Genomic DNA, 12,260 nt, shown 5'->3' on the forward strand with positions numbered 1-12,260 from the left:
GCAACCGGCAACGGAGACCGCAAGGTCCGGCGGAAGGCAGAAGCGCCCAGGCGACACCCACTGTGCATGATAGGGTTACGGTTCTTCTATCGCCGTTGTTCGCAGGGACGTGTGTCACTCTTGCATCCCGCTTCCGTTTCTCCCCACGCCGCTGATCCCGTCGCACAGGCCCTGACCCGGCATTCCCGCGACTCGCAGGTGATCGATTCGATTCCCGTCCCACGACCGGAAAACGGTCTGGAGTCCCGGCTGGTGCCGTGACCCGTGCAGGACTTCCAGCGGACCGGGTCCGCTTCAATACATATCAGATTCAGGACACCATGACCCCAGTCATCATCATCATCGCCGCCGTTGTGGCCCTGCTGGCGGGCATTGCGCTCGGTTTCCGGCTGGCCATGCGCGGAGCCGATTCCCACTACGCCGAACGGGTGCGCGAAGCCGAGCAGCTGCGTGCCGAGGCGGATCAGGCCAGCGAGACGCTGAAACACGAAGCCCGGCTGGAACTCGAGGAAGAGCGGGCCCGCCAGCAGGAGCAGCTTGAGGAAGAGCGACACCAGGCCGAGAATCGCATCAAGGACCGCGAGAACGACCTGCGCGAACGTGAGCTGACTCTTCAGAAGAAGCTGGATCACACCAAGACCCGCGAGCTGGACCTGAAGCACAAGGAACAGCTGCTCGAGAACAACGAGGCCCAGCTCGAACGCAATCGTCAGAAGGTCGACACGATCATCGACGAGCAGAATGCGAAGCTGGAAACCATTGCCGCAATGACGCGCGACGAAGCTCGCCAGCATCTCTTCGACAATCTGAAGCGCAAGGTGCAGCGCGAGTCGGTCCAGCATTTCAACGAGATCCGCGAGAAGGCACGGCTCTACGCCTTCCAGGAAGCACGTCAGATTCTGCTGAGTGCCATGGAGCGCACCTGCCTGGAGCTGAGCCATCAGGGCACCGTGACCACGGTGAAACTGACTTCCGACGAGATCAAGGGCCGCATCATCGGGCGCGAAGGCCGCAACATCCGCTCCTTCGAGACCGTCACCGGCGTGGAACTGCTGGTGGACGACACTCCCCAGACCGTGATTCTCTCCAGCTTCGATCCCCTGCGCCGCGAGATCGCCCGGATCACGCTGGAGCGCCTGCTCAACGACGGGCGCATCCATCCGGCGCGCATCGAGGAAGTGCACGAGAGCACGGTCGAGGAAATGGACCTGATGCTGCGCGAGATCGGCGAACAGGCCATGCTGGACCTGGGCGTGCACGGTCTGCATCCCGAGCTGGTGCTCAATCTGGGCCGGCTGGGCTTCAAGAATGCCTGGGGCCAGAACGTGTTGGCTCACAGCAAGGAAGTGGCCACCATCGCGGGCATTCTGGCCGCCGAACTGGGCCTCGATCCGCGCCAGGTGCGCCGCGCCGGTCTGCTGCATGACATTGGAATGGCCCTGGACGGCTACTCCGAGAAGAAGTCCACCGAGCTGGGTGGCGACCTGGTCAAGAAACTGGGCGAAAACCCGGTGATCGAGCAGGCCATCCGCAGCATGGGCAACGAGCAGCAGCGCGACAACCTGATCTCGAGTCTGCTCTCGATCGCCAACACCATTTCCAGTTCGCGACCCGGCGTGCGCGACGACGAGATTGGCCATTATGTGCAACGCCTGACCCAGATCGAAGCCATCGCGCACGAGTTCGAAGGAGTCGACAAGGCCTTCGTGCTGCAGGCGGGGCGCGAACTGCGCGTGCTGGTGTCCAACACGGTGCTCGAAGACGACGAGCTGGATGATCTGGCCCAGAATCTGGCCCAGCGCATCCAGCGCGAGGTGCTGTACCCGGGCCAGATCAAGATTTCCGTGCTGCGCGAGTTCCGCAGCGTGGAACTGGCCCATTAGTCACATCCGTGATCCAGCGAACCTGGATCACCCCAAGGCGTTTCTGCTTGTGTCCGATCGGACAATGGCCGTTGCGTTCCGATCGGAAAGGTTCTGTCCGTGGCTCGATACCGAACCCTGCTTTTCGTGGCGGACATCGTGGGCGCTCCCGGCATGGAGGCACTTGAGGCCCATCTGCCGGGTCTGATCCACGAACATTCCGCGGATGCCTGCATCGTCAACGGCGAAAACGCCTGGGAGGGCAAGAGCCTGAACCAGAGCCTGCTTCAGCGCATGCGCAAGGCGGGTGCCCAGGTGATCACGGGCGGCAATCACACCTGGGACCGCTTCCAGATCCACGGTCTGCTCAAGACCGAACAGGCCCTGCTGCGTCCCCTGAACTATCCTCCCGGCTGCAGTGGCACCGGCATCTGCCAGATCCTGATGCCCGGCGGCCAGCCCCTGATCGTGATCAACCTGCAGGGGCGTGTCTACATGCAGAACATCGACTGCCCTTTCCGCGCAGCCGACCGCGAACTCGAGCGCATCGAGCGCGAATTCGAAGGGCGTGATCGCAAGCCGGCGATCTTCATCGACATCCACGCCGAGGCCACCGCCGAAAAGCAGGCTCTGGCCCGATATCTCGATGGACGAGTGACGGCCGTGGTGGGCACTCATACCCACGTGCAGACCGCCGACGAGCGGATCCTGGAGAAGGGCACCGCCTTCCTTACCGACGCGGGCATGACCGGCTGCCACGAGAGCGTGATCGGGATGAAGACCGAGGTCGCGCTCAAGCGCTTTCTGCTGCAGACTCCCCAGAAGTACGAAGAAGCCCTGGGCAAGCCCCGGATCCAGGGAGCCGTGGTGCGCGTGGAAGATGGCCAGACCACCGCACTGTCGATCCGGCGCTTCAGTCAGCCGGACTTTCCCCGGGGCCAATAGTTCCCCATCTGGAGCACGCCGTGAGCCGCACCCTGATCCAGGACGCCCTGTGTTTCAACCCGGCTGACGGCAGCCGCCGTCGTGCGTCGGTGCTGCTGGAAGGCACACGCATCGGCGCCCTGCTGTCTCCTGACTCTCCGGTTCCCGCCAACACCCGCACCCTGAGCGCCCACGGTGCATTCCTGATGCCCGCTTTCCATGACGCCCATACCCATTTCTGGATGGGGGGCGAATTTCTGGATGCTCTGGATGCCGGACCCGTGCGTGATCGCAGCAGCCTGTGTCAGGAACTGCTGCGCCATGCCGCGCGCTGCCGGAGTCAAGGAGATGCCCGCAGCCGCGGTGGCTGGATTCTGGGCTTCGGCCTGCATCAGGACATGTCCCTGCCCAGCCTGGCCGAACTGGATGAGGCCACCGGCGGTGTGCCGCTGTTCCTGGAAACCCACGACCTGCACAGCGTCATGGTCAATTCCACGGTGCTGCAGCTGGCGGGCATCGACGCCCATACGCCCGATCCGCCCGGCGGCAGCATCCAGCATGACCCGCAGGGGAGACCCACCGGATTGTTGCGCGAGAATGCGGTGGATCTGGTGCGTGGGCTGAAACCCGACCCGTCCCAATCGGACATCCGCCGCGCGATCCTGCGGGCCCAGCAGCATGCCTTCAGCCTGGGTATCACGGCGGTGGACGAGAACATCCGCCTGTTTCTGCTGCCGGCCTACAAGGCTCTGGCCACTTCGGGCGAGTTGAAGGTGGCCGTGCACGGCTGGCTGATCGACCGGAACCTGGGAGAGGCGGTCTTCGCCGAGCGGCCCTTCGAACTGGGCCGGCTGAAGGTGGACACGCTCAAACTGTTCTCCGACGGAGCCCTGGGCAGCCGCAGCGCTGCCGTGGAACTGCCCTACCTCGATGGCAGCCGTGGTGACTTCGTGGCCCCACTGGACGAGATCGCCCGCTTCATGGAACGAGGAGCCGCCCAGGGGTGGCGTCTGGCGGTGCACGCCATTGGCGACCGCGCCGTGGACCGCATGCTGGCGATCTACGAGGAGCTGGACCGCAAGGGCTTGCCGGTCCGCGAACGCCGTCATCGCATCGAACATGCGCAGATGATCCGTCCCGGCGACGAAGCCCGTTTCCGTGAGCTGGGAATTCTGCCCAGCCTGCAACCCGTGCACTGCGCCGGCGACCAGGACGGCATGGAAGAGCGTCTGGATGCCCGCGGCATCGCCCGCTGTTTCATCTGGAAGGGGCTGGATCATCCGGGTGCGATCCTGCCATTGGGCAGCGACTGGCCCGTGGAAAGTCTGGACCCGCGGCTGACCCTGTATCACGGTGCCAGCCAGACCAGTTTCCAGGGGAAACGCCTGCTGGACCCGGCCCAGGCCCTGAGCGTCGATCGCCTGCTGCAGGGCCTGACCATCGATGCCGCTCGCGCGGCGTTCTGGGAACAGCACCGTGGTTCGCTTGAGCCCGGCATGGATGCGGATCTGGTGCTGCTTGATCAGGATCCCGCACAACTGCCATTGCCGGATCTGCGCTCGGTGCCCATTCGCTCCACCTGGTGCGCCGGGGAACATGTCCACGGAGTCGACTCACCCGGACACGCCAGCTGATCCAACTTTGGCGACGTTGCTTTTCACTTGCCTTCCACTTGCGGGCACCTTACTCTGCGCCGTGGCCCAACACCCACACCGTTCCGTTTCAACCCAACCTGAATGTCCCGGCGCCGGAGATCTCCATCCGGGCGACGGGTGAGGACCCGGCGGAAGGTGCGGATGCGGCCATTGTCACACAGCTGATCGACACACAATCCAGGAGTACGGCTCATGAAGATGCGAACGGCATTGATTCCGGTACTTGTGCTTTCTCTGGCCGCGGCCTCTCTGGCCATCCAGCGGGAAGTCAGTGACGCGGAAATGGTTGGCCAGTCCAACCAGATCGTCTACGGTCAGGTGGTCAGCCTGACCTATGACTACTCCAACCCCGCCTGGCCCGTGATGACCCAGGTGCAGGTGCAGGTGGAAAATCAGTTCAAGGGACAGCCCGTGGCCCGGACCTGGTTCACCTTCCCCGGCGGAGTGAAGGGCGAAATGACCATGGAGGTCTCCGACACCCCCGAGCTGAAGGTGGGCGACGAAGGCTACTTCTTCCTGTACGACAAGGCGGGTGAGAGCCTTCCCTGGCTCTACGGCTGGGAGTACGGGGCCATCACCATCGAGAACGGCGTGGCCCACAGCCTGAGCTTCGCCACCGAAGGTGCTTCCGGGCATGAACTGCCCGCGTCCACCATCGAAAGCCGGTTGAACACGCTGCTGAACGGGGAGGGCCACTAGTCATGAGCAAGCTCACGATTCTTGTGGCCCTGGGCCTGCTGGCCGGACAGGCGTCGGCCTTTTCCGTGATCGGCAACGACTGGTCCTACCTGGCCGCACCGCGCACGGTGGAGTACACGGTCAACGACGCCAGCGTACCCGGCGCCAACTCGGTGCTGGTCGCCGCCTCCGACACCTGGAGTGCCATCGATTTCAACTGTTTCACCTACAACCTGAACGGAAGCAACACCGACACCGTGCTTGACGACCTGACCGTCGATCCGGCCGATGGCAACGACATCTTCGCGGCGGGCACCGATCCCACGGCCCTGGCGGTGACCCAGTCCTGGCACTATACTGCCACTCCCACCGAGATGATCGAGTGGAACATGCAGATCTTCACCAATTACACATGGCATACCGGTGCCGGTGTGGCGCCCTCGGGGTCCTACGACCTGCAGAGCGTGGTACTGCACGAACTGGGACACGCCCTGGGTCTGGGGCACTCCGGTACCAGCAGCGCGGTGATGTTCGCCACCCTGCCCGACGGAGTGAACAAGCGCGTGCTGCAGCCCGACGATCTGGACGGCTTCGAGTTCATCTACGACTGCGTGCCCAACGGCAACTGCGAGACCATCGCCTATCATACGGCTCAGGGCGGTGCGACCTTCTACGCCACCTTCCCGATCATCGGTGCCAACACCTTCCGCAAGGTGGCCTATTACATCGATCCCCCGGCCGACGGCACGGTGGAGGCCATGCGTCTGCAGTATTACAACGCCAATGTGGCGCCCGTCGACGGCGGGCCGATTCCGCACAATGGCACCTTGCGGATCACGATCCACGCCGACAACGCGGGGGAACCCGGGGCGATGACCTTCGGACCCTTCGACTACAGCACCAATGGGTTCACGGCCGCGTTCAATTCGTGGGACGAGGTGGACCTGAGCTCGCACGGCATCACATTCAGCGCTCTGGTGCCCTACCACGTGGTCTGGGAGTTCATTCCTGCCACCGAAGGCACCGACAAGCTGGCGCCGCTGGGCACCACCTTCGCCGCCGGTGCGTTCGGAAACCAGATGTACAACGAAGTCGCCGAGGCCTGGAACTGGTGGTTCACCGGACGCGGCGACCTGCTGCAGCAGGTGGATGTGTGCTACACCGAGACACCTCCCGGCAACCTGGTGCTGTCCGAGAGCATCGTGGACCTGGGACGCATCGAGATCGGCAGTGAGCTGTCGACCACCGTGGACGTGCAGAATACCGGCTTCCAGGATCTGACCATCAACAGCATCAGCCTGAGCAATGGTGTGCACTTCAGTGCCAGCATGGCCGGTCTGCCCCTGGTGCTGGCGCCCAATGCCACCAGCTCCTTCACCGTGACCTACAATTCGCCCGTCGCCGTGTTCCGTGACACGACCACTGTCAGCGTCAACTGGGGTGCCAACAGCAGCGAGCTGTTCATTCTGGCCGGCAGCAGCGAATGCAACCTGAGCAACGACTGGGTTGGCCAGCCCGATGAGCAGGACTGGTTCGTTTCCCAGGCGGGCGACACCAACATTCTGGGGGGCAGCTGGTTCCTCTTCGGAGATGCCTTCAATCGCCCGGGCAACTTCCTGGGACACCCCTACACCGCTGAGAATGACACCGCCTTCTCCGAACTGTACACCTTCCTGGACAATGCCGAGTTCGACAACATCAGCTGGCGCTTCGCCCAGACCCAGCAGTTCGCCGAGGACACCCAGGACCACGAACTGCTGGTGTATTCGGTCCAGAACGACACACTGAACTTCCTGACCGGTTTCGACATCAGCGATACCCTTTTCTGGCAGAGCAGCCCCACCTGGTCGCACATCACGGCCTCGCTGGACAGTCTGCCCGATTCGCTGGCCTTCAGTTTCCTCTACGCCGGCACCTTCGCCGACAGCTGGTACATCGACGATGTGGAATTCTGCCGCACCAACGGGCCCTGCTATCCCATCAGCATCGACATCGCCAAGCTGGCCGGCAACAATGTTCAGGTTTCCTGGACCCCCTACGCCACCACGGATGATGTGGTGAACATCTGGGAATCCACGAATGCCTATGACTTCACCGGTGCCACCCTGGTGGCCACCGTGCCGATGGCCAACGGACAGATCTCGCTGCCCGCGGCCTCGCCGAAGAAGTTCTATGTGGCCACCGTGGACTGCCACCCGGCCATGGAAGCCTCTTCCAGCAGCCTGCCGCGCATCGAGCGTCACCCGCTGGGCAAGGACAGGATCCCGATGAGTTCCCTGCGCCGCGTGCCCGTGATCGCACCGGAGCAGGCCAGTCGTCAGGGCCTGCTGCCCCAGGTGGTCGAGGCGCGCGAGATGTCTCGCACCCGCTGAGCGTCGCATGAGTTCGTGACAAGGCCCGCCGGAGCGATCCGGCGGGCCTTTTGTCCGTCAGGCCAGCGCCGATTCAATTCTGGATCACGAAATCCCTGGAACCCTGTGTCTCGTCGGGCGACGCCATGATCGCTTCGCACACCCGTGGGGATGGCGCGGCCACAGACCGCGGGGAATGAGGGAACCACCTGCCTTTCCGGGCGTGTACCAGATCAGAATCCGTCGATCGACACGGCGATGGATCTCTCCGCAGTGGATTCCTGTTTCCGCCGTTGAGCACGCAGAGGCTGGAGCTGCAGCAGGGAAGAGGGTCAGCGCCATTCCACAACAAGGCGGCCACTCCCATGGGAGTGGCCGCCTGTGCTCGGTGAAGGACGAGACTCTCAGCGCACCAGTGTCATCTTGCGAACCAGCCGGATGCCGTCGCTTTCCAGCATGGCCAGGTACATGCCCGAGGCGAGGCTGCCCGCCTGCCATTCCAGCTGATGCTGGCCGGCGGCCATCGGGCCTTCATGCAGCACGGCCACACGCTGACCCTGCAGGTTGTAGACGCTCAGCCGCATCCACGCATCACGGGGCAGGCTGAAGGGCAGCATCGTGCTGGGGTTGAAGGGATTGGGCCAATTGGCATCCAGGGCCCAGTCCTGCGGCAGCACCTCGTCGATGGACGTGCTCAGGATTTCCCAGCTGGTGTCCTGGCCGTCCGGATTGAGGGTGATGCTGCCATCGCTCAACTCCAGATGCAGGATGCCCGGTGCCAGCAACTCGGCCAGGCCTTCGGTGGCACCCAAGCATTCGGTCGTGTCGGCCCCGGCCTGCAGCGTGTCTTCCAGAATCAGCTCACCGTCCAGATACCAGCTCAGTGTCAGCAGGTCACCATCCACGTCCGCCAGGCGCAGACCCAGATCGGTCAGGAAGGACTCCGGATCACTCACGGGATCCAGCGGGGAATTGCAGAAGGCCAGGAAGGGGCTGTCGTTGACGGCCAGCACATTCAGGGCGATTTCCACGGTCAGCGGGTGGTCCATGCCGTCGTCCACACTCAGGAAAAGACTGCCGCTTCCATTCCAGTCGCTGCCCGGAACCAGCTCCAGAGAGTCGGTGAACATTGTGATCGCCATGCCCTCGGTCTCAGTCCAGGCGTCCACGATGAACAGGGTATCCGAGTCACCCGTGTGGAAGCGGCTGGCGATGTCGGCAAGCACGATGCTGGTGTCCTCATTCCACACCAGCGGGGCGAAGGGATTCAGCAGGACCAGCTGGTCGTCCACGGGCACCACCTGCACATCGAAACCGGACCCTTCGAGCACCTGACTGCCGTCGCTGACCGAAAACTGCACCTGGATCATACCGTTGAAATCGGCCGCGGGGACCAAAGTCAGGGTGTTGCCATTCTGGCTCAGCTCACCCGCACTGGAGCTTGCGTCCGTGATGAAGAGGCTGTCGCCGTCGGCATCGGCGAATGCGTCAAGCAGCAGATCCATCGTCAGGGACGAATCTTCGAACATGACCAGATTGGGCAGGCCATCGATCTGCTGCGGTGCGTCGGGTACGGGGCTCACGATCAGGCTCAGGGTCCCGCTTGCCGTGCTGGCCTGGCCATCGCCCACCAGAATCTGCAGTCCGGCCGTGCCGTTCCAGTCGGCCGGGGGAAGGAAGCGGGCACTGGTGCCATCCATCAGCAGGCTGCCCGGTGTGACCTCGGCGTTCAGGAGCTGGAGCTCGTCGTTGTCCACATCCTCCCAGGCCAGCAGCAGGTCGCCCAGATCCAGCGTGTCGTCTTCCGCGATCTGCAGCAGGTCGAAGTTGCCCGTGTACACCGGAGCATCGTTGACAGGCAGAATCGTGATCGAGAAGGCACTCACCACGAGGCTGGCATCGCCATCGCTCACGGTCAATTCCACGGTGGTGCTGCCGTTGACGTTCGCCGTGGGGGTGAACGTCAGCTCGCTTCCGTTCCAATCCAGGCTGCCAAGTTCGGTGCTGGTGTCCTCAAGACCGAGAGCGGATCCCTCGGGATCATTGAAGTGACTCAGCAAGCCCGTGATGCTCAGTGCCGTGTCCTCATTGGTCTGCAGGTCGTCAAATGGAATCAGGAGCTGCGGGGCATCGTTGACGGGAGTGACCGTGAGAGTGAACGACGCATCCACCGCGTAATGGAAGTCCGTGAATCCGAGAGTGATCAAGGTATTGCCGGACCAGTTTGCCGGAGGAGTGACCTGCAGCTGCTGGCCACTGAACTGGAATCCGAAACCGGTGGCGGCTGCCTGGGCACTGAAGATCACGATGGAATCGCCATCGGCGTCCGTGAATCCCGAGCCCAGATCTTCCAGCAGCACGGGAGTGTCTTCCTGGGCCATTCTGGCGCCAATGGGTACCTGCAGGACCGGAGGACGATTCTGGGGGATCGTGGCTTCGTAGGGCATGGCGTTGTCGGCGGAGACCACCAGCATCAGGTCCACGGGCGAACCGGTTGCCGGCAGGGGCAGGATCACGCGACCGTCCTGATCGGTGATGCCCGTGGCCGCCAGTTCCCCATTGATGCTGAGCGCGGCCAGGGCTCCCGGTTCGCCGGGGACCAACACCGTGTATGCACCGTGCTGAGGCGTGTAGGTGCTCTCGTGCTCCACGGTCAGGGTACGCGGCTCGGTGGTGCGCACCTTGACGCTTGGATCACCGAAGATCACGAACCGCTGCATTTCGCTGGGACCGGACCAGGCATAGACTTCGGACATCGAAAGCGCACCATTGATGCAGAGTGCACCGAAGGAGCGGGTTGTGCTGTTGCCGATGAGGTGGTTGAACTCGTCCTGCAATTCCATCGGCGGCGACCAGCCCACCAGTTGGGTGGCGGCGTACATCGCGACGGCACCGGTGGGAGTGCCATTGTTGGAGGCGCGCAGCCAGGTCTCGGCGAAGCAGGTGTTCTCCATGAACTTGCCGTTGTCGCAGGCCACGGACACGACCACGGGCCACTGCCGGGTGTTGACGAGTTGGTTCACGCGTGTCACGGTGAAACCGGGTGCAAGGTCGCCTCCGGCAAGCGGGCTTTGCCAGCGAGAGTAGGTGCCATGGCCCGCGTAATTGACGAGGCTTGCTCCCTGATTCAGTTCATCCAGCAGACCTGAGGTCGTTCCGCCTTCAGGGTCATACACCCTCAGAACTTCCTGATGATCACCCGCAAGCAAGGTGCTGCGGATGTTGTCCATGTGTTCCCAGTCATATTCGTCATCGTCGCCCGTGCCTTCGGCCGAGGCCACTCCAATGGCGCGCCGGTACCAACTGGCACCCGCTTCGGGTGCTTCTTCGTACTGGATCGTGCGGCTGACCATTGTCTGCAACTGCTCGCTGGTCTCCGCGGAGAAGCGACCGACGATGGCTTCCGGATAGGTGTCGGTGCCGCTCAGGAAGCCGTAGTTGGCATCGGACGCGCCACCCACCGCGATGATCGAGGGCAACTGGGCCTGATCGCCCACCAGTACCACATAGGCGAAGGGGTCGGTGCCATAGTGATTCATGAGCCAGGCCCGGATCGCCTCGGGAGTGCTGCCCGTCTCGCTCAGTGGTACCACGCTGGTCGGGCGACCGCTGCGCAGTTTCCACTCCACGAAGGGGGCGATGGTCTGAAGCCACTCATCGGGGCAGACCACGATCATGCTGCCGATTGCGGGCAGGTAGTTGTAGCGCAGGTTTCCCGCGTTGGCGAAGCGTCGTTCGTAGATCGCCATGAAGTCCTGGTCGATCGCGCTGCCGGGCATGGGACCGCTGGGAGTGGAGTCCAGTTCCAGCCGGATCCGCAGGTGCGTGACCACTTCCAGACGCTGTGCGGCGGCATCGTAGCGAAAGGGCTGGATGTGAAGAGTCTGCCCCTGGAAATCGCGAAAGGTATAGGGGGAAGACAGAGCCAGCATCTGCTCGGGCCAGCCTGTGCTGCGCTGGTAGCTCTCGCCGAAGGTGTAGGGCACGCTGGACGGATCGATGTTTCTGGTGATGTTGCCCCTGGAAGGAATCACGGGCGTGTTCTCGAGAACCTGACTCTGCTCTTCGAGAATCGTCATCGAAAGGACGCCGGCACCTCCGGCCATGAAGGCAACCGACAGGCTGGGCAGATCCGGCATCCCTGCCTGCAGGGTTTCGGCGCCATCGGTGATACCCGGCTTGTACCAGGTCCGCCCATTGAGGTCCACTTCCGCCAGCTCAAGCGCGGATACATCACATGCCACTTCCAGAACGCTGGAGCTCCGCTGGAGCACCGTGATCCCCGTGATCGAACCGGGGGCCAGGTCAAGGTGACGAGTGGCGGCCATCGCAGGAATTCCCGCGACCAACCAGCCCACTGCCAGTGCAAGCATCATCTTCTTCATGGGTCCGACTCCTTTGTGAGGGGGAACTCGATGGGGACTGGGTCCCGCCAGCCCATCGGACACACCGTCACGGTTGTGCTTGTGGCGGGAATTGCACAATGCATGCCTGATTCTGGACAGTATGGGCAAGTGAAATATTGGCAGGCAGTTGGAGGCGAATGGAGGCGAGAGTCTGTCACCCTATCGTCGGATTTCAGTCACCCAGTTTTGTCTGGATCCACCGAATTGGTTCATATCCGCCGTATGCACAGGAGACCATGTCTCACCACTCACGCCCAAAGGGGTTGGTGATTCTTGCGCGGCACCCGGGTGGCGGAACGGGCGGAGTACATGAGCCTTTGGGCGGGATGAGGATGGCGCGGGATCTTCGATTCAAACCGCTTGAATCGCCGAGCGGAATCGTTG

At 63.0% G+C, this 12,260-nt stretch carries 5 protein-coding genes and 1 pseudogene; 5 read left to right on the forward strand and 1 reads right to left on the reverse strand.

What is annotated here, in order from left to right; genetic code table 11:
- Nucleotides 1-320: 320 nt before the first annotated feature.
- The 5 genes and pseudogenes from rny to H6678_05245 all read left to right on the forward strand — a co-directional run bounded on the left by rny (nt 321) and on the right by H6678_05245 (nt 5,709).
- Entirely contained in the window at nt 321-1,883 is a 1,563-nt protein-coding gene (gene rny / locus H6678_05225) for a ribonuclease Y (protein MCB9473194.1), read from the forward strand.
- A 153-nt stretch (nt 1,884-2,036) separates the two neighbouring features.
- Complete coding sequence (locus H6678_05230) at nt 2,037-2,807, forward strand: YmdB family metallophosphoesterase (GenBank protein MCB9473195.1); 771 nt, start codon at nt 2,037-2,039, stop codon at nt 2,805-2,807.
- A 20-nt stretch (nt 2,808-2,827) separates the two neighbouring features.
- Nucleotides 2,828-4,420, forward strand: coding sequence for an amidohydrolase family protein (locus H6678_05235; GenBank protein ID MCB9473196.1), 1,593 nt, complete (start codon nt 2,828-2,830; stop codon nt 4,418-4,420).
- A 213-nt stretch (nt 4,421-4,633) separates the two neighbouring features.
- A complete protein-coding gene (locus tag H6678_05240; protein MCB9473197.1) occupies nt 4,634-5,140 on the forward strand; it encodes a hypothetical protein in 507 nt (168 codons plus the stop codon).
- A 2-nt stretch (nt 5,141-5,142) separates the two neighbouring features.
- Nucleotides 5,143-5,709: pseudogene (locus H6678_05245) on the forward strand (matrixin family metalloprotease).
- A 2,165-nt stretch (nt 5,710-7,874) separates the two neighbouring features.
- On the opposite strand, the gene H6678_05250 reads toward H6678_05245, so the two are convergent.
- Nucleotides 7,875-11,855, reverse strand: coding sequence for a tandem-95 repeat protein (locus H6678_05250; GenBank protein MCB9473198.1), 3,981 nt, complete (start codon nt 11,853-11,855; stop codon nt 7,875-7,877).
- Nucleotides 11,856-12,260 lie beyond the last annotated feature (405 nt).

It is taken from the genome of Candidatus Delongbacteria bacterium (genome assembly GCA_020634015.1).
In the GTDB taxonomy this organism is placed as follows: Bacteria; CAIWAD01; CAIWAD01; order CAIWAD01; family CAIWAD01; genus JACKCN01.

Coding starts and splice junctions, on each gene's coding strand:
- rny (MCB9473194.1), top strand. CDS start 321: ATGACCCCAGTCATCATCATCATCGCCGCCGTTGTGGCCCTGCTGGCG.
- H6678_05240 (MCB9473197.1), top strand. CDS start 4,634: ATGAAGATGCGAACGGCATTGATTCCGGTACTTGTGCTTTCTCTGGCC.
- H6678_05230 (MCB9473195.1), top strand. CDS start 2,037: ATGGAGGCACTTGAGGCCCATCTGCCGGGTCTGATCCACGAACATTCC.
- H6678_05250 (MCB9473198.1), bottom strand. CDS start 11,855: ATGAAGAAGATGATGCTTGCACTGGCAGTGGGCTGGTTGGTCGCGGGA.